Source organism: Mucilaginibacter rubeus (genome assembly GCF_003286415.2).
In the GTDB taxonomy this organism is placed as follows: Bacteria; Bacteroidota; Bacteroidia; order Sphingobacteriales; family Sphingobacteriaceae; genus Mucilaginibacter; species Mucilaginibacter rubeus_A.
The window spans coordinates 1,546,341-1,566,273 of record NZ_CP043450.1 but is presented as its reverse complement, the minus strand read 5'-3'; the positions used below and the strand labels follow the sequence as shown (position 1 = coordinate 1,566,273).

Below are 19,933 nucleotides of genomic sequence, written 5' to 3'. Positions count from 1 at the left end.
CAAATCGTAAGTTTTAGCCGGACATGGGCGTGGTCGCGACCACTTATTTAAATTCTGGATAAGGAATTTGTAAAGTGGGTGCAGCTGCGATATTTTGATACTTGATATGATAATTATTCAACCTGACAATATTACTGCGCTTGCCGCCCGATCAATTTTCGCGCCTAATAACTACAGAATCTTTACAAAATCGGGTTATACCTTAATGCCTTTCACAAACAAAATTTCAGGGATCTATCGCTAATTGAAATAAAAGGATGAAGAAAATATTATTCATTACCGGTTCAATTAACCAAACCACGCAAATGCACCAGATAGCCAATGAGCTGCCTGAATTTGATTGCTGGTTTAGCCAGTTGTTTACTGATAACGCTACTTTAAATAATATTATAAATAAAACTACGCTACTTAGCGGCACGGTACTTTCTAACAAATTCAGGCTTATCTCCGAAGATTATCTTCAACAAAACGGTTTACAGATTGACTTTGGAGCAAAGAAAAACCAATACGACCTTGTTGTATTTTGTACCGACTTGATTGTGCCGCCACGCATGCGTAACAGTAAAACCATTTGGGTGCAGGAAGGTATGATTGATCGTTATACCCCCTGGAGCGGTGTTGTTAAAGCCCTAAAGCTTCCGCCTACACTTTGCGGCAATACCTCATTAAACGGATCATCAAACATATGTGATGTTTACTGCGCTGCATCAACAGGCTACAAGCAATACTTTATGGGTAAAGGCACCGAGGAACGCAAAATTGTGGTTACCGGTATGCCGAATTATGACAACCTGGTTCAGCATATTAATAATGATTTTCCGCACCACAACTATGTTATGGTGGCCACTACAGATATGCGCGAAACCTTCCGCATTGAAAACCGGATAGCTTTTATAAAAAAGGCAGTAAAAATCGCTAATGGCCGTCCCTTGCTCTTTAAGCTTCACCCTAATGAGAACGTCGCCCGCGCCGAAAAGGAAATCTACGCCAACACCCCGGCCGGTACATTGGTATACAGCAAAGGCAATACCAACCACATGATAGCTAACTGCTGTGAGCTCATTACTCAATACTCAACCGTGGTTTATACCGGCATTGCTTTAGGCAAAAAGGTTCATTCACTTTTTGATATTAATGAACTTAAACGCCTTACACCGATACAGAACGATGGTGTATCGGCAAGAAATATCGCTGCTATTTGCCGTGGCTATTTAAAACACGATGGCAATAAAGAAAGCTTTGATCCGCAACTGGCTATGGATAAATACCATGTTAGCCGGCCGGAGCCTGAGTTAACTGAAGAACTAATAGCTAATTGGTAATCATTTTACCGTGAAAAACAAGATCCTTATAGTAGTACAGGCCCGCATGGCATCAAGCCGGCTGCCGGGTAAGGTAATGCTGCCTATATTAGGCAAAAGCCTGCTTGCCAGGATGATTGAACGGCTTAAAATGATCCGTCATGAAGCCGAAATTATCATAGCCACATCCGAAACACCGGACGATGATATTATCATCAGTGAAGCCATCAACATCGGTATTCCTTATTACCGGGGCAGCCTGAATAACCTGCTCGACAGGCACTACCAGGCCGCGAAACTTCATCATGCCGATATCGTATTAAAAATCCCCTCTGATTGCCCGCTAATTGATCCTCTTATTATTGATCATGTGCTGGACTATTTTTTTGCCAACCAGAACGATTTTGATTTTGTAAGTAACCTGCACCCGGCCACTTACCCCGACGGCAATGATGTGGAGATCATGACCATTGCTTGCCTCACCAAAGCCTGGGAAAACGCAAACCGTGAACTGGAACTGGAGCATACCACTCCTTATATATGGGAAAACCCACAATTATTCAGGATAGGCAACGTAAGCTGGCCTACGGGCTTGGATTATTCCATGTCGCACCGGTTCACTATTGATTATGCAGAGGACTATTATTTTATAGAACGTGTATTCAGGGAGTTGTATGCCGATAATAATCAATTCTCATGCGATGATATCCTTAACCTGCTTAATCAAAAGCCCGAGATCTACAATATAAACGCGCAATACGCGGGGGTAAACTGGTACAGGCATCATGTAGATGAATTGAAAACCATCACATCTGCCCAAACCAAACAGGCGCCCACAAAAAACTTACAGGAATTATAACAAAGCGAATGATAACAGTGGAGAACAACAATTACCAGGAATTAACAGACACCGCTCTGAAAGTGCGGGAGCATATCATCCGCATGTCTACCGACGGCGGGTGTTTTACAGGCGCATCATTATCAGCGGTAGACCTGATCGTTTATTTATACAATCGTTTTTTAAATATTAACAAGGATAACCTTAACAATCCGGAGCGTGATTACCTTTTCCTTTCCAAAGGTCATGACGTGCCTGCCTTGTACGGCACCTTCGCCGAGTTAGGCTTGTTAGAGAAAGAGCGTTTAAAAAATCACCTTTTACTTAACGATCATATTTACTGGCACCCCAACACCAAAATTCCGGGCATCGAATTCCATTCAGGTTCATTAGGCCATTTGCCTTCGGTAGCTATTGGTGTCGCTATGGATTTGAAGATCAGCGGCAGTACAAACAAAGTGATTTGTATTTTGGGTGATGGCGAGCTTAACGAAGGCACCTGCTGGGAAGCCATGCTGGTAGCCAATGCTTATAAACTGGATAACCTGCTGTTTGTGGTTGACCGTAACCACTTCCAGGCCAATATGCGTACAGAAGACCTGATCCCGCTGGAGCCGCTTGCCGATAAGTTTGAGGCTTTTGGCGCGGCAGTTAAAAGAATAGACGGGCACAGTTTTGCCGAGCTTGATCAAGCCTTCGGCGCCTTCCCTTTCCAGGCCGGAAAACTCAATGTAATTATTGCCGATACCGTGCGTGGTAAAGGCCTGCCAAGCATACAGGAACGCGCCGACAGGTGGTTCTGCAATTTCAATGCAGACGAGATTGAACAGCTTTTATTAGAGCTGCATGGCCAGCACAATACAACATTAACATCAGAAACTTTAGTGGTGCGATAAGATGAGTTACGAAGAACTTTTAACCCAAACAGCCCTTGCCAATGAGCAGGTGATTGTAATGACCGCCGAAAACCGCGCATTGGTACGCAACCTGCCCGGCATATTAGGCAAACGTTTTATTGATACAGGTATTACTGAGCAAACCATGATTGGCGCGGCAGCCGGTCTGGCATTGCGTGGCCGTACACCCGTTGTACACGCGCTCGCCGCCTTTTTAACCATGCGCGCGTTTGAGTTTGTACGTACCGATGTTGGCATAGCCAATTTACCGGTTAAGCTAAGCTCATTCATCCCCGGCTTTTTATCGGATGGTAACGGGCCAACTCACCAGGCTATTGAAGATATCTCGATTATGAGGGGCATCCCTAATGTAACCGTATTTGCACCGGCCGATGAAGACGACCTGGTAAAAATGCTGCCCCAGATCTGGGAAAGCAAAAGCCCGGCGTACACCCGCATCAACACGCGCAAAACCACTTATATACACGAGCCTTTTACTCCGGGCAAGGCCGAAGTGATATCAGAGGGCAGCGACGTAACCATCTTAACCTATGGTTTGCTGTTTGAGCAGGCGCTGATAGCCGTTGAAATGCTGAAAAGCGAAGGCCTTTCTGTTGGCTTGATCAACATGCGCAGCCTGAAACCTGTTGATGAGCAGGCTATACTCAAAGCATCGGCACAAAGCAAGCTGGTAGTTACACTTGAGGACCATTTTTTAACAGGCGGTCTTTACACCATTGTGGCCGAGGTTTTATTAAAACACCGCACAACGGCCAATGTATTGCCTATGGCATTGAACGAAAAATGGTTCAGGCCGGCACTGCTTCCTTCTGTATTAGAGCATGAAGGTTTTACAGGCAAACAGATTGCCGAAAAAATACTGGGCTACCAAACTGCCCACAACCAACCACAAATTTTAACACCTGAATTTTCAGAATAAAAATATTGATCATGGCTAATAAAATTGAGCTAAACAACAATTATCCGAACATCACCGAATCGGATAAATTATACGAACGTGCTTTAAAAGTTCAGAAACCGGTTACCCAAACCCTGGCTAAAGGCCCGGGACAATTTACCAAGGGTGTAGCGCCAAAATACCTTGTAAAAGGTAAAGGATCGCACGTATGGGACGTTGACGGCAACGAATTCATCGATTTAAACTCTGCTATCGGCCCAATTTCTTTGGGTTACGCCTACCCTGCTGTTGACGAAGCTATCCGCCAGCAACTGAATGATGGTATCACTTTTTCATTGATGCACCCGCTGGAGGTTGAGCTTTCCGAGCTGGTACAACAGGTTGTGCCTAATGCCGAAGCAGTAAAAATTTCTAAAACAGGCGCTGATGTTTGTTCTGCCGCTATTCGTGTAGCCCGTGCATTCACCGGCCGCGATAAGGTATTTTGCTGTGGTTACCATGGCTGGCATGATTGGTACATTGGTATTACCAGCCGTAACTCTGGTGTTCCTGAAGCTATCCAGGACCTCACCTATACTTTTGAATATAACGATATAGAATCGGTAAAAGCCGCTTTAGATGAAACCGTTGCCGCCCTGATACTGGAGCCCTTCATTTTTGAAGCACCAAAACCCGGTTACCTTCAGGAGCTTTCCGAAGTATGTAAAGCTAACGGCACCCTGCTCATTTTTGATGAAATGTGGACAGGTTTCCGCGTGGCAGTGGGCGGCGCACAGGAGTACTTTAATGTTAAAGCGGATCTGGCCGTATTCTCAAAAGCATGTGCCAACGGTATGCCGATAGCATTGTTAACCGGTCGTGCCGACGTAATGGAGCTTTTCAACTCCGAAGTATTCAGCTATACCACGTTTGGCGGCGAAGCTCTATCATTAGCGGCTTGCATTGCTACCATCAATGAGCTTCGCGATAAAAAGGTACCGCAATACCTTGATGAGCATGGTGCTTTATTGAAAGATGGTTACAACAGCCTTGCCATTGAATTAGGCGTTGATAAATACACCCGCTGTATTGGCTTTAACTGCCGTAGCATGGTAACCTTTACTCCCGATGCCGGTAACGGACTTGAAGTAAAAACTTTCATGCAGCAGGAAATGATAAAACGCGGCATACTTTGGGCAGGTTTCCACAACATGTGCTATAGCCACACCACTGAGGATATCGACTACATCCTTACTGCTTACCGTGATGTATTGCCATTGCTGAAAGCGGCTATCGAAAGCGGTAATATCAAAGATCAACTAAAAGGTGAAGTGTTAGAGGCCGTTTTCCGTAAGGTGAGCAATTACAACATCAAACCTAAAAGCATAGCCTAAATCATGGATCTGTTTTCATTAAAAGGCAAAACCGCCGTGGTAACCGGCGCGCTGGGGCTTATCGGGCGTAAACACTGCGAGGCCCTTGTGGCGGCAGGTGCAAACGTAATAGCAGCCGATATAAACGCCGAAGAAACCAGAACATTTGCTGCACAACTGGGCGATAACCATTTAGGCTTGGGCGTTGACGTAACCAGCAAAGAATCACTGATTGACGCGCTAAACGCGGCACTTGATAAATATGATTCGGTTGATGTACTGGTGAATAACGCTGCCATTAACGATAAGTTCGAGAACCCGGCCATGGCCAAGGAGCTATCTGCGTTTGAAAACTATCCATTGGAGGCTTTCCAGCAATCGCTTAATGTAAATATTACCGGGGTGTTTTTATGCTCGCAGGTATTTGGCACGCACATGGCTTTGCAACACAGCGGCAGTATCATCAACATAGCATCAACCTATGGTATGGTTGGCCCTGATCAAAGTATTTACCGCGATGCGCACGGGCAGCAAACTTTTTACAAGTCGGCAGCCTATCCGGTTACTAAAGGTGCTATCATCAATTTTACGCGTTTCTTGGCAGCCTATTGGGGACATACCGGCGTTAGGGTAAATACCCTTTCTCCTGGCGGCGTTGAAGCCGGGCAAACCGAAGATTTTATAGGGAACTATTCAGCAAAAACTTTATTGGGCCGCATGGCCAAAGCGTCAGACTATCAGGGCGCGCTTATATTCCTGGCCAGTGAGGCATCGGCTTATATGACCGGCGCTAACCTGGTTGTAGACGGAGGGTGGACAGCTATTTAATTTAAACCAACTATTATGAACGAGATTTTGAAACAAAAGGCGGCAGGCATTAAATTATTGCTTACCGACAACGATGGGGTTTTAACAGATGCCGGAGTATACTACAATCATGACGGCGAGCTTTTAAAGAAATTCAGCATGCGCGATGGTATGGGGGTTGAACGCCTTCGCAAATTTGCTGGTGTAGAAACAGGCATTATCACCGGCGAAAACTCGCCATCATTAATTAAAAGAGCCGAAAAATTACACATCACCGAACTGCATTTAGGTATAAAAGATAAAGCAACTACCTTTAAAGAAATCTGCAGCCGTTTAGGTCTGCAACCTAACGAAGTTGCTTTTATAGGTGATGATTATAACGACCTGGAGGTGATGAAACTGGCCGGCCTTACTGCATCTCCTGCCGATGCTTTACCACATGTTAAAGCGCAGGTTGATTTTGTAAGCTCATTAAATGGCGGTGGTGGCTGTTTCCGTGAATTTGCCGAGATGATCATCGAAGCTAAAAGCGACAAATACCTATCAGGTACAAGAAATGGCAGCATCACTTTGCAAAATGGCCGTGTAATTGGCAAAGGCCAGCCAAGCTATATCATTGCCGAAATTGGCATTAACCACAATGGTTCGCTTGAAATTTGCAAAAAATTAATTGATGAGGCTGTGGCTGCTAAAGCCGATGCCGTTAAATTTCAAAAACGCACACCGGAAATCTGTGTACCACGCGATCAGTGGGAAATTATGCGCGATACCCCATGGGGCCGTATAACGTACATCGACTACAAACGCAAAACCGAATTTGGTATAGCCGAATATGCAACCATCGACCAATACTGCAAAAAAGTAGGTATCGATTGGTTTGTATCTGCCTGGGACGCACCATCTGTTGATTTTATGGAGCAATTTGATACTATCCTGTACAAACTGGCATCTGCATCATTAACCGACTTCGCTTTAATCCAGCGAATTCTGGAAACTGGTAAACCGCTAATGCTTTCAACCGGTATGTCGACCATGAAAGAAATCGAAACAACTATGGATTATATCAACGCGTTTGACGAAAATTATCCGTTATTTATCGCTCATTCAACTTCGGCTTATCCATGCCCTCCGCAAGAGCTTAACCTGAAAATGATCCAGACCCTGGAAAACAAATATCCGGGCATCCCTATCGGTTATTCGGGCCATGAAACAGGTCTGGCAACTACGGTAGGTGCTGTGGCTATGGGCGCAACCTTTGTTGAGCGTCACTTTACGCTTGACCGTGCCATGTGGGGCTCTGACCACGCCGCTTCTGTTGAGCCACAAGGGTTACAACGCCTGGTACGTGATATCAGAGATGTAGAAACAGCGGCAGGTGATGGTGAAAAACGTGTTTATGAATCAGAACTTGCGCCAATGAAGCGTTTAAGGGTAAACATCAGCGACGAATACAAAGAGAAACCAAGCGTTAAATAATAATGTCTCCGGAAAAACTAACTACCATAATTACATCCATTATCCTTTTTTGCTGGATAGGATTCATCATTGCCTGGGAACGGATTTCGCCTTACAGAAAAGGTTTAAAATTTTTCAGGGAAGGGTTTTGGATTGATTTAGTGTGGTATACACTGATACAAAGCTACTTTTTAAAGATCCTTATTTTCGATTATATCATTAAGCCCTTAGAGGCACATTTTGATCTGTCGCATCTGCATTTAATAAGTAATTGGCCTGTAGCATTGCAAGTTTTGTTTTTCTTGTTTACGCATGACCTTTATATTTATTTGTTTCACCGCTTTCAGCATTCAAATAAATTTTTCTGGCGTATTCATGAGGCGCACCATTCCGGCAAGGAGGTTGACTTTCTGGCCGGCTCGCGTTCGCATATTATGGAGATCGTCATCAATCAAACTATTGAGTTTGCGCCTATCATTTTGTTAGGTGCAAACCCGATAGTTATACCGATAAAAGCTATGTTAGATGCCATGTTTGGTATGTTTATACACGGCAATATCAAGGTAAACATGGGCAAGCTTAAGTATATCATTAACTCGCCCCAATTGCATTTATGGCATCACGCCAATTACCAGGAAGTTTTTCATGCCAACTTCTCTACCAAGTTTTCATTTTGGGATTACCTGTTTGGTACCGTTTATGACCCAGGTCATGAGCCCGGTGATAAACCCGAAAACTGGGGACTTTATTACGATTACCCCAAAGATTACTTTTTACAGCATGCCTTCAGCGTAAAACGCTTTGACGAAAAAAACCTGCTCAAATACCGTTGGTTCAACTGGTATTATCAGCTTAGGCCCCGGTTTATGAATTGGCTGGTAACAATTGCCCCGGAGAGGTTAAAAACGCTTATCCCGGCTAAAATAAACGAGTCGCCTAAATTGGATATTGAACCGCAACCCGTTACCTTAGTAACCGAACAAGAAAACATACTACAACAAAACTAATAACATATTGGCCTGGCTATATATCTTAATTGCCGCCGCGTTTGAAGCGGCCTGGACATTCTCGCTAAAATTCATGAAATTCAGCGATTTGAAAGCACTCCGTCTTAATTCTGTTTTAAGTTTGCAACATGGTTTACCCGTTTGGTTGCCATTTGTAGGTTATATCGTTTTCGGTATCGGTAACATCTATTTCTTTTCGCTGGCTATAAAACTGGTGCCGACCGCAGTAGCGTACGCCGTATGGACAGCTGTAACCCTCATCCTGATCAAATTAGTAGAGGTTTCGCTTTTAAACCAGCGCCTCTCCTACATGGAAATATTTTTCATGCTGCTGATCATGACAGGCGTTTTAGGTTTGAAATTTTATGGTCCGGAAATAAAGTAAGCCTGGTTATTTACCCAGCGCTTCCTTTTTTAATTTAGCTTTCAGCATATCAAACTTCACCCAGTAAAGGTGACAGTCCTTTTCGCCGGTGCCTTTGGTATAAATCAGGTATTTGCCATCCGGGGTAACATATTCACCCCAGCGGTGTGCATCGCCATCATTAATTAGCGGGCCAAGGTTTAGTGGCGTTGTCCAGCTATGATCAGGTTTGCGGAAAGTGATCCCGAGCTCACACTCGTAATCGGGTTTCTCTTTATAGCTGATGATCATGTATGATTCATCCGGCGCCACATAAAATTCGCCATCGAAGGCAGGTGTATTGATTACCGGGCCGAGGCTTTTAATAACCGTATCGGTCTTTGAGATGGTAAGCGTACAAAAATCGTAAGTACTATAATCTCTTACACTGCCGGCGTTAGCATTGCTGCCAACATAAAAAGTTCCGCTGTTGGTTGGCATAAAATTATATAAACCATAATCTTTTCTCAAAAACACTACAGGGCTTGTCCAATAGTTTTTGTCACGGTGTGATACCCAGACAACGGAGTGTCTTCCATCACCCTTACCAGCAAAGTACATGCTTTTGCCATCAACAGAAAAAGCTGGCGTACTGTAGTCATAATTAAGTACAAGGGGACCTTGCCATTTTTTTCCGTCATACTTAAAATAACAGATCTTGTTACCTTTTGAGTTAAACCAGTGCATGGAGTTTCCATAATAAAACTCCTTGCCATCGGCCGAGAAAGCCGACCTGCCCATAGCTATACCGCTATCGGGCACTAACATCTGCTGCGCAAAAATCCGCGGCGTATCATTAGGGCGCTGTTGGCCCAGGTAAGCATTCTTGCTATTAAAAAAATTGCTTTGAGCGGTTACACTACTATAAAAGCAGCACGATACAAGCAGGAAAATTAAAATTCTCATGGTTAAATGGTTAAGCTTATTCTATTGGATTTATTATCTGCAAAACAAAATTAGCGATGGTAAATGCAAACCCCGGTTCAAACCCGTTCAAGTTTATTTCAATTAAAATCAAACCGGCTTACATGTCCCATATTCCTCCAGATTGCAGCCTTACATTAGTGTAAATAAAATAAAAGCACTTATGAAAAAGACCATTTTATTGACCATCACCGCTGCCCTGCTTGGTACCGGTGCTATGGTAAAAGCAGCCAGCAGTTTAGAAGTACCTGCGGCTGTAAAGCAAAGCCTTGTCAAAAAATACCCTAACGCAACAAAAGTAACCTGGGAAAAAGAGAAAGGAAACTTTGAAGCCAATTGGGGCGGCAAATCAGGCGAGGATACTTCAGTGACCTTTACACCATCGGGCGAGTTTGTAGAAGAGGTGGATGCCATACCGGTTAGCCAGCTTCCTCCTACTGTTTTTGAATACGTTAAAACCAATTATAAAGGCACAAAAATTAAGGAAGCAGGACGCGTAACCAATGCGGCAGGCAAAAAGATGTTTGAGGCAGAAATAAAAGGAAAAGACCTGTTATTTGACGAAAACGGCAAGTTTTTGAAGGTAGATTGAATAAGGAAGTCACAATCCTGTTAATCTTAAAATAATATCATCTTCTGCAACAATTCAAATATAATTTGTACGTTTAGGAAAATTGAAAGCGTATTCCTGGCTCACACCCCGGAATACGCTTAAAACTGAACCCTTTTAGTATTTTTAATCTACCACAATTTGTTATCTTCTTTTGATATTTCTTCCCGAGTGTCAGGTTCAACAAGATGTCTATTCCCTTATACTTCATGGTTATTGCTTGTAGTTATATTGTGTCCGTTATATGGCAGGGCGCAACAGGCAGACAGTCTTAAGAAATCATCATCTCAGGTAGTTACAAGTGTTAAAGGTCAGGTAGTAGATGATGCCTCGGGACAACCACTTCCGGGAATTAACGTTAAGCTTGTAGGCGGCAAATACGGCACCATTGCAGACCCTGACGGAAAATTTGAGGTAAACGCTCCCGGAGCTTTCACACATGTTAGTTTTTCCTATATCGGTTATCAAACCATTACCAAAGTAATTAAAGCAGGGCAGGTTAACGTGCTTCATATCAGGTTGCACGGCAGCCAAACCCAGTTAAAAGAAGTAACCGTAGTTTCGGGCAAAAAACAGCGTTATCGCAACAAAGGGAACCCCGCGGTTGAGCTTATCCAGCAGGTTATTGACCATAAAAAGCAAAACCGCATGGAAAGTGCCGATTATCTGCAATATGACCAGTATGAGCGCATCAATCTGTCATTTATCGACGTTCCTTCCAAATTGATGAACAGCCGTTATTTTAAAATGTATCAGTTTATGCTTGATACAATAAAAAATAACGGGCAAACCCAGGTATTACTCCCCGCCTACCTCAGCGAAAAGCAATACCAAAATTACTATCGTAAGGATCCCGCTAAATCCATCAGTGTGCTCAAAGCGCAAAAGGAAGCCAACATTCTTAAATTCATTGATACAGCAGGCTTGGATATTTATATGAACCGCCTTTACGGCAATAACATTGATATTTATGATAACAATGTTTTTATCATCACCAACCAGTTCCTGAGCCCGATTGCCGATCATTCGCCCAATTATTATAAGTTCTTTATTACCGATACCATACAAACAGGCAAAGAAAAACTGATTGAACTAAGCTTTACACCACGTACCAAAGGCGACTTGCTTTTTGAAGGTAAACTGCTTGTAAGTATGACGGGCAATTATGCGGTACGCGGCTGCGAGCTTGATGTAAACAAACAAATCAACATCAATTTCATGCGAACGCTCAAGATCACGCTTGATTTTGAGCAGAACCCTAATGGCCGGTATTTTTTAAGCAAAAGTGATGTCAAGGCCGACTTCGGTATCTTAAAAAACAAAGGGCTTGGGTTTATGGGCGAGCGAACGGTAGTTTTTTCCAATTACGTTACAGACAAACCACTTCCTGCCACATTTTATGAAGGCAAAGAATTGCAGATAGCGCCTGACGCAGACAAACCCGACACCTCATACTGGACTCATAACCGACCGGATACACTGTCCGATCATCAGTCAAAGATGTATCCGCGTATCTCCAAATTGGAGAAAATGCCGCAGTTTAAAAGGGCTACCTGGTTTGCAGCTACTTTTACAGGCGGCTATGCTAAGGCCGGACCAGTGTTGATTGGCCCTATTGGAACAATTTACTCACGTGACAGCCAGGAAGGATCCAGGTTTCAGCTTGGTGGGCGCACCAACCCCGAATTAAGCAAATCGATATATTTTGAAGGCTTTGGTGCTTACGGATCACGTGATAAGGCATTTAAATACAATATTGCTACATTTTATTCATTCAATAAAACGCCGTTTTACCGCTACCCTAACGATTACCTTAAGGCAAGCTATTTGAACGATGTTGATGTGCCGGGAAGAGACCTTTCAACCATCAACCAACAGGCCGCGCTTGCATCGTTTTCGACAGGAAAAACAATATACTGGCTTTACAGCAAGATCGCTAAAATTGAATATGTAAAGGATTTTGAAAACCATTTTTCGTTCGATCTCGCATTCAGAAACTGGAACCAGCGCCCTGCCGCTTCCCTGCTATTCGAATACAATAATGATGCTAACACTTTAGTGCACGACCTGACTACCAGCGAGCTGAACCTCGCGTTCAGGTATGCCCCGCATGAGCAGATCTTACAGGGAACGGTATACCGCCGCACCGTCTACAGTAAATACCCCATCCTGAATTTACAGATCAATCATGGCTTTAAAGGCCTGTTCAACGGCGCGTATGATTTCACCAGCGTTAAAGCAAGCATTTTCAGACGCTTCTACTTATCTCAGCTTGGTTATACTGATATTACTGTACTCGGAAATTATTTAGTAGGTAAAGTACCTTTCCCGCTACTGAACATCGCCCCGGCTAACCAGTCACTTGCTTATGACGAGGATGCCTATAACCAACAAACCTACCTGGAGTTTATAAGCGATCATTACGCCGGCATCAACTTAACCCATAGTTTCAGCGGTTTTTTACTGAACAAAATCCCATTGATAAAACACCTGAAATGGCGAGAATTCCTGTCGGCTAAGGTATTATTTGGTGGCTTGCGTAACGAAAACAACCCGCTTTATTCACCAAACTTATTCCGTTTCCCGGTAGGTGGCAACGGAGCAAATGGTACTTATGCTTTAGGCACTAAACCTTATATAGAAGCCGGAGTAGGTATAGGTAATATCTTTAAGTTTTTGCGGATAGATGGGATCAAGAGGTTTAACTATCTTGATCACCCGGGTGCCGCAGAATATGGTGTTAAATTTAGTTTCGCCCCGGATTTTTAAGTAATGCCGTACATAGTTGTTTAAAACAACGTGGTAGTAAACCCGATGCCGTAACTTACATAATCCGGATTTAAAATATATTGCGATCTGGCCTTATACAAATGATAATAGGCGGGTTCCAGTACAAGGGCAAAATGTGGTACAATATAATATTCCAGTCCGGCTGCTATTTTTACCGCGGGATGTTTAGTGCTTACGCTGCCTACTGTTATACCATTTGAATTAACAGAGGTGTTATTGTACCCTGAACTGTTATATCCGGCTTGCAGGAGCGTATATATTCCCAACCTGTTTAATTTTCGTCGGTAACCGACACCCAGAAGTAAAAAACCGGCAGACAGTTTACCTTCGGTTACGTTGGTAGGGACTTCGCCCGCTCTACTTTTATATTTGTTATTTAGGGCGTCGTAGTTAAATCGAAAAAAAACAGCATTGATATAAGCAGGGCGGTACTCAACGGCGGTGTTTAAAACACTTCCCCGTTTCATGCTTACCTGCTCATCTCCGGAAGGTATATTTACACCTACCCCTCCGGGAAAATAAAGTCTCGATGTAAATTTTTCGGTTTGGGCATTAACATGCAATGTCATCACCAACAGCACGGCCAACAACGAAAGGTATGTTTTACAAATACACATTCTGTTAAACACGTTTTGAAACAAATGGAATCTGTAAAACCTTAATAAAACTCTTACAAACATTCGTATCGGGATGTGTATCTATCCCAAACACGGTATCATCCGGCTTTAGCTTTCCGTAAGTTCCAAATAACCTATCCCATATAGACAGTACATCACCATAATTACAATCGGTATAAGGCAATTGATAGTGATGGTGAACATGATGTATATTAGGTGTGATAAAGATCAATCCCACCCATTTATCAACGCCATCTGATAGCCGGAACTGCGTATGTGAGGTGATATTTGAAACCGTTTGAATGGTTTGCCTTAACAAAAGCAATTCAAAAGATGCACCGGTTATAGCTATCCACAACATTAAAAAGCACATTCTTACAAATGTTTCACCGGGGTGTTCCCTTACCGTTGTTGATACATCAAGTTTTTGATCAGTATGATGCACAAGATGAAATTTCCATAGCACCCCAACTTTATGCATGATCACATGGTACAGGTATTTACAAAAATCAAGCATAATAAACCCGACAACGTATTTTATCAATATACTTTGGTGCCGGGGAAGTTGTTGCAACAAGCCTAAATGATTCTGGCTTATCCAGGCCGCTTCAAGTAATACAAACATTGTCATAAAAAGCTGAACCGGCAGTGCCGTTACAATAAACAACATATTTGTAAAAGTGTGTCGCCATTTTTTGCCTACAGGTATTGCCAGTATCAAACCTTCAGCAAGCCACAAAGAGGTTATTAACGCTCCAAAAATCAGTATCTGTACCGATGATGGATGGGTAAGGAAAAACGACTTGTAAAACTCCATGCTAAGCCTTTGTATCTCCAATATTACAGGAACATTCTGTAGCAATTATGAGCAAAGCCGCATAAACAAAAATCGGCCTCAGCTTTACAGCAGGGGCCGACGTGCAAACTAAAAATTACAATCTTTTCCGGGATCTATGTTTTCTTTATCGCGTGCAAGTGTCGCCACCCCATTTTTAAAGGTCACAATCCAGATACTGTCATAATCATCGTCCGGCCATTTTAAGTTGTCTTGTTTTATTCCCAGTGAACGCACAATTGGCGCTATACCGCCGTGCTCCCACACAACCAGTATTACACCTGTACGGCTTTTCAAATCAGCAGCCAAACCTAATGAGTCCTTCTCGGTACGTGAGCTGTTTACCGTTAAGTTATATTTAGCGGCAAGCGGAACAATAGTCTGAAACATCCGGGAATGCTTGGTAGCCTCTCCCAGCCCTAAACCAGGCACAAATATTTTATCAGGCACACCAAATTTGGATGTTATTACAGCAGGCAGTTTTAACGACCTGTTTATTCCCTGACAATTCAGGTTATCACCTTTTACAGGTTTCTCGGCGTGGCGGATAAATACAATCTTTAAATCGGTGGACTGAGCTTTAACCGACAATATGGTTAAGGGCGATATAATAGATAAACAAAGTACACAAATAAGTTTTTTCATTTTTTGAGCGTATAAAAAAAGAATAGCCGGATTATCTCCGGCTATTCCTGAAGAATAAATATTGTTATTAGTGTTGATTTCCTGAGCCATTTAACTGGTATGCACCAAGATCGGTACCAGGTAAGGTTGCGTCTGATAAGCCATAGATCTTATCAAGCGGCACGGTAATCAACGGTTTAATTGTTGTATTGCCTTTACCAATAAGCGGCGAACTGGCCAGCAAATGGAAGTTAAAATTCCCGATAGCACTGTATTGGTACAATGGGTGACCAACGGTTGGAAGAGGGAAGTTCAGGAACATCGGGTTATTTTTCTGTACCACATCACTGCCATCATAAATAGAACCTAAAGTATAATTTGAAGGCAGGTATTTTGCAGATGTAGTAATTGATGGAATATCTGTGCTTTGCGGCTGCGTGATATAACCTGTTGGATAAAATTGGTTGGCTACACTTAAAGAATCGGCCCATTGATAGTTATTTCCGTACGAAAGATGCGCAACATCGGCAACCGGGCTGCCTACCACACGATAACCAAACCTGCAGTTGATGGCTACGTTGTTGTAATACATACCCGCTGCACCTTCTTCAAAGTTGATACAACCACCACGACCGCTTTGTACCTGGCGATAACCACCGCTAACGAATGTATTATTGTACATTACGATATTGGTTTGCGGTGCACCTGTAGCCTGGCCTTTGTTTGAAGCTTTTTGCCCGTTGGTTGCAGTACCTATAAACATGTTATAAGCCATGGTACCAACAGTACCACCTTTAGCATTTAAACAGTCGCCACCGCTAACACCATTTTTTTCAAAGGTATTTCTGAAGATAGCGATCTTACCTGCCGAGATACGGATCGGATCATCTACCCCACCGTACAACCAGGAATCTTCCATGATAAAGTTGCCGTTATAATTGGCAAATAAAATGCTATACTGGTTACCGGTACCTGAACCTGCTATAGTTGACGTAGCTTTACCTTCTGTTAAACCGGCGTATTCTACGTGTGTCCACCTTAAAACCAATAATTTACAAGTAGGGCCACCGATAATACCTTTCCATTTACCAGCATAAGCGGGATCAGCAGCAGCAGTGAGGCCACCGGGAGCATCATTTTTTACAATACCAGGAACGGTGATCCAGTTTGGCTGATCTTTTGAACCGTTACTTACCAAAGTTCCCAGAGCTATAAGGCTGCTTCCTGCGCCCATATTTAATGTAACACCTGGCTGCATCAATAACGTATCAGTTGGATTGATCACCAGATCGCAACCATCTTCAACAGAGTAAGTTTTACCGCTAAGCATGGTACCTTTTACCGGGATCACTGTTGAACCACTTGAGCTGCACGAAAGCGGGGCCTTATCACTTACCGGGTTAGCAGCCGGCGGTGTATAGCTATAAATGTCCATGTGCTCACCTTTCCATTTCTGGCAACCGGAAAAAGTCGCTGCCATCAGGATACAAATAACTGGGATTATATATTTTTTCATCGTTGCGTTTATTATAATTTATACCTGAAACCACCAAGGAATAGTGTTTTGTAATAGTCGCTTTGAACAAGCGTTTGACCTGCGATATCCTGTTTGCCTAAAAACTCCTGTTGTTTTGCATCAAGACTGCCATGCGGGAATTTCAAATAGATTTTGCTGGCCGCGTTGGTGATATTATTAACCTTGCCATAGAAAGACAGCCTTTTGGCGATAGTTTTTTCGAAAGAAAAATCTAACTGATTGTAGGCATGCTGATAAAAATCAAGGTTGTAATATGGCGATACCTGTGCAAGACGCTCGCCGGTGTAAACAAAGGCCAGTTGTATATCCAAACCTAACTTAGCGCTTTTGTACAGTACAGATGCGTTACCCACGTGATCTGCCTGACCTTGCAGCGGACGGGTTTCATCCACATTGGTTTGTTTTAAACCCAGGGTTGGGTCATTTGAATAAAGCAGTTTGTTTGTTGTAATCCTTGAATGGGTATAGGTGTAGTTAATTGAGAAGCCTATCACACCAAAGAATTTTGTAGCCAAAGCTTCAAAACCATAGTTGGTAGCGTTACCAGGATCGTTTTGAGGTTTAATAACCTGCGAGCTTGGGCCACCATCACGCACTACGAAATACTCGATAGGATTGTAGATTTTTTTGTAGAACGAGCCTAACAATAACTGATCGGCACCACCCGGGAAAAACTCATAACGTACATCGTAGTTATCTGCTGTGATGTGTTTTAAATAAGGGTTACCAACCTGGTCAAAATACTCGCCGGTAACTTTATATGGCACCTGCTCGCCAAAACCCGGACGGCTGATTGCCGCGAAGTATGACGCGCGGATATTTTGATTATCTGTTAGCTGATATTTTAAGTGGATGCTTGGCAAAACATCAGTGTATTTGATATTACCGCTTCTTTGTGTAACCGTTTCTGGCGATTGGGTAACATAAGTTAAATCGGTGTTTTCGATACGCACGCCACCTAATACCTGAAGTTTAGGGAACAGATCAAACTTAACCTGTAAATACTCGGCATTATCATTTTCCCTTACGTGGTAGTTATTTTGCAAATCGGGGTTGTTAGCACCGATACCATCGGCAGCCGAATTGAACGCAAAAGGAATGGAATTAAAGTTATTATTGAACAAGGTTGATTTACCACCGGTTAATGAATAAGTGATATAATCAGCATCTCTTACTTTATGGCGATATAAGCCACCGGCCGAAAACTCAACATCTTTACCTGCAATTTTTGGAGTATAGATCAGGTTAGCATATCCTGAAAGGTCTTTATCCCGGTTATTTTCCCAATGATGATCTAACTGGGTATTGTTATCAACCTCGGCAGTAACAGCGCCTGAATTATTCAGGGTTTTATTAGCATCATAAAAAAACTCGGTTCTATCCGGCTGGTGCCTGGTAGCTTGTGAATATACTCCATCCCAGTTTAAGCGCCATTGATTGCCAAGCCAATGCTCACCATGTAAGGTTGAGTTATAGATATTTTGCTTGGTTAACATACTCCTGTTTGAGATAGTGATCTGTTTACTTAAACCGGTAGAGTTTAAGCCCAAACCCAATGTATCAGAAGTAAAGCGTGATTCAAATTCGCTTTGATGGATGTAAAGGTTGTATAACGAGATCTTGTTTTTGTCGTTAAAAGCGTAATCTATTTTGTTGTGGATACCTACACGTTCTGTTTGGGTAGAATAGGTGCGATCATAAGCATCAGAAAACTGAGGCGAGTTTGGCAGCGGAATAGCCGATGGCTGCGCGTTTGGCGTAAGCTGTTTTGAATTAGAGCCGCGGTAAATGTTCTGATAACTTGCAGAAACGATAACTCCTAATTTTTTATCCAAAAACCTGTCGCCGATGGTAATACCGGCTGTTGAGCTAAATGGAGTTGACATATTTTTGTCGCTTGTAAGCGCCTTATTACTAAAATCGGCATAAGTAGCAGCATAGCTGTTGCCATTAATAGCTGCCGGAGATTTGCTGTTAGGAGATGCGCTAAAACCAACAAACGGTCTGCTTGATGAAAACAATGTAGAAAAACCGCCAGATACGTTAGCACTGAAAGTAAACTGACTTGGGGCACTTTTCATTACCAGGTTCATTACACCGCCAATGGCGTCGCCTTCCATGCTCGGGGTAAGTGCTTTGATCACTTCAAGCCTTTCCAGCATTTCTGAAGGAAATATATCCATCGGCACAAAACGGTACTGGCCATCCGGACTTGGTATTTTAATACCATTTACCAGTGTTGAGTTGTAACGCTGATCCATACCCCTGATAATGGCGTAACGACCTTCGCCACTTGCCGAACGCTGGATGGTTACACCGCTAACGCGCTGTAAAGCATTTGCCACGGTAACATCGGGCAATAACTTAATAGTGTTTGCCGAAAGCACGTTGATAACCATTGGCGCGTTTTTTTCAATGTTACGTACAGCATGGTCAGATTCTTTGTTGGCCTCACCTTTAATCTGAATCTCGGTCATTTGCATACTTGCGTCTTGCAGCAGTATGTTTACCGTAACTACGTCACTTGCTGATGTGATATTACCTTCATTAATTTTAGATGAGGTATAACCAACATAGTTTGCCTGTACTTTGTATGGGCCGTTTTTTAAATTTTTGAAACTATAGGAACCATTAAGATTAACCGCAACAAACTTGCTAACCCCATCCTGGGTTAAGTGCACTGTTGCTCCGGTAAGGGGTTCGCCGGTTTTAGCATCGGTTACCTTTCCCCTTATAGTTTGGGCCATAGTTGTAAAGGAAAATAGCAGGCATATTGAGAATAATAGCAATAACCTGTTAAGAAAGTAAGGGTGTTTCATGAACAACGGGTTTAATTTTCCGCAAAGAAACCCGCTGAAAACTGGAGAAAAATTGAATAAAGAAGCCTAAGAATAATACATAACCAAAACTTAACACAGGCTTAATAATACAGCGATTAAAGTGCTTCAAAAACCCATCTCATATTTAGGATTGGCAATCACGATCAATTATTATTGGTTATCAGGTTTACAGCTTACC

General features: G+C 42.9%; 17 protein-coding genes. 11 read left to right on the top strand and 6 right to left on the bottom strand.

Going from position 1 to position 19,933, the window contains the following annotated elements; translation table 11 throughout:
* Positions 1 to 257 precede the first annotated feature (257 nt).
* The 9 genes from DEO27_RS06405 to DEO27_RS06365 are packed head-to-tail and all read left to right on the top strand — an operon-like array spanning position 258 to position 8,960.
* A complete protein-coding gene (locus DEO27_RS06405; protein ID WP_112571994.1) occupies positions 258 to 1,322 on the top strand; it encodes a hypothetical protein in 1,065 nt (354 codons plus the stop codon).
* A 10-nt stretch (positions 1,323 to 1,332) separates the two neighbouring features.
* Complete coding sequence (locus DEO27_RS06400; RefSeq protein WP_223818174.1) at positions 1,333 to 2,160, top strand: cytidylyltransferase domain-containing protein; 828 nt, start codon at positions 1,333 to 1,335, stop codon at positions 2,158 to 2,160.
* Positions 2,161 to 2,168: 8 nt separating this feature from the next.
* Positions 2,169 to 3,035, top strand: a complete 867-nt coding sequence (locus DEO27_RS06395) for a transketolase (protein WP_112571996.1) — start codon at positions 2,169 to 2,171, stop codon at positions 3,033 to 3,035.
* A gap of 1 nt (position 3,036) precedes the next feature.
* A complete protein-coding gene (locus DEO27_RS06390) occupies positions 3,037 to 3,975 on the top strand; it encodes a transketolase family protein (protein ID WP_112571998.1) in 939 nt (312 codons plus the stop codon).
* An 11-nt stretch (positions 3,976 to 3,986) separates the two neighbouring features.
* A complete protein-coding gene (locus DEO27_RS06385; RefSeq protein WP_112572000.1) occupies positions 3,987 to 5,327 on the top strand; it encodes an aminotransferase class III-fold pyridoxal phosphate-dependent enzyme in 1,341 nt (446 codons plus the stop codon).
* A 3-nt stretch (positions 5,328 to 5,330) separates the two neighbouring features.
* Positions 5,331 to 6,134: an SDR family oxidoreductase gene (locus tag DEO27_RS06380; protein ID WP_112572002.1), complete on the top strand. Its 804-nt coding sequence runs from the start codon at positions 5,331 to 5,333 to the stop codon at positions 6,132 to 6,134.
* 15 nt (positions 6,135 to 6,149) lie between these two features.
* The gene (locus DEO27_RS06375) at positions 6,150 to 7,589 is read left to right on the top strand and encodes an N-acetylneuraminate synthase family protein (RefSeq protein ID WP_112572004.1); all 1,440 of its coding nucleotides are present in this window, start codon (positions 6,150 to 6,152) and stop codon (positions 7,587 to 7,589) included.
* Between the two features lie 2 nt (positions 7,590 to 7,591).
* Positions 7,592 to 8,575 (top strand): sterol desaturase family protein, encoded by a 984-nt coding sequence (locus DEO27_RS06370; RefSeq protein WP_112572006.1) that lies wholly within the window; start codon positions 7,592 to 7,594, stop codon positions 8,573 to 8,575.
* 7 nt (positions 8,576 to 8,582) lie between these two features.
* Complete coding sequence (locus DEO27_RS06365; RefSeq protein WP_208644864.1) at positions 8,583 to 8,960, top strand: DMT family transporter; 378 nt, start codon at positions 8,583 to 8,585, stop codon at positions 8,958 to 8,960.
* A gap of 6 nt (positions 8,961 to 8,966) precedes the next feature.
* Here the strand turns inward: DEO27_RS06365 and DEO27_RS06360 are convergent, their stop codons facing one another.
* Positions 8,967 to 9,884: a PD40 domain-containing protein gene (locus DEO27_RS06360; protein ID WP_112572010.1), complete on the bottom strand. Its 918-nt coding sequence runs from the start codon at positions 9,882 to 9,884 to the stop codon at positions 8,967 to 8,969.
* Positions 9,885 to 10,065: 181 nt separating this feature from the next.
* On the opposite strand from DEO27_RS06360, the gene DEO27_RS06355 reads away from it, so the two are divergent.
* Complete coding sequence (locus DEO27_RS06355; RefSeq protein ID WP_112572012.1) at positions 10,066 to 10,494, top strand: PepSY-like domain-containing protein; 429 nt, start codon at positions 10,066 to 10,068, stop codon at positions 10,492 to 10,494.
* Between the two features lie 234 nt (positions 10,495 to 10,728).
* The gene (locus DEO27_RS06350) at positions 10,729 to 13,281 is read left to right on the top strand and encodes a DUF5686 and carboxypeptidase-like regulatory domain-containing protein (RefSeq protein WP_190295341.1); all 2,553 of its coding nucleotides are present in this window, start codon (positions 10,729 to 10,731) and stop codon (positions 13,279 to 13,281) included.
* A 20-nt stretch (positions 13,282 to 13,301) separates the two neighbouring features.
* On the opposite strand, the gene DEO27_RS06345 is transcribed toward DEO27_RS06350, so the two are convergent.
* The 5 genes from DEO27_RS06345 to DEO27_RS06325 form a co-directional block, all read right to left on the bottom strand.
* Positions 13,302 to 13,919, bottom strand: a complete 618-nt coding sequence (locus DEO27_RS06345; RefSeq protein ID WP_190295340.1) for an outer membrane beta-barrel protein — start codon at positions 13,917 to 13,919, stop codon at positions 13,302 to 13,304.
* Between the two features lie 4 nt (positions 13,920 to 13,923).
* Positions 13,924 to 14,736 carry a sterol desaturase family protein gene (locus tag DEO27_RS06340; protein WP_112572018.1) on the bottom strand — a complete coding sequence of 271 codons (813 nt, stop codon included), beginning with the start codon at positions 14,734 to 14,736 and terminating at the stop codon, positions 13,924 to 13,926.
* 108 nt (positions 14,737 to 14,844) lie between these two features.
* Positions 14,845 to 15,399 (bottom strand): histidine phosphatase family protein, encoded by a 555-nt coding sequence (locus DEO27_RS06335; RefSeq protein WP_146750043.1) that lies wholly within the window; start codon positions 15,397 to 15,399, stop codon positions 14,845 to 14,847.
* Positions 15,400 to 15,466: 67 nt separating this feature from the next.
* Positions 15,467 to 16,894, bottom strand: a complete 1,428-nt coding sequence (locus DEO27_RS06330) for a hypothetical protein (protein WP_112572022.1) — start codon at positions 16,892 to 16,894, stop codon at positions 15,467 to 15,469.
* Positions 16,895 to 16,905: 11 nt separating this feature from the next.
* Positions 16,906 to 19,662 (bottom strand): TonB-dependent receptor, encoded by a 2,757-nt coding sequence (locus DEO27_RS06325; RefSeq protein ID WP_190295339.1) that lies wholly within the window; start codon positions 19,660 to 19,662, stop codon positions 16,906 to 16,908.
* Positions 19,663 to 19,933 lie beyond the last annotated feature (271 nt).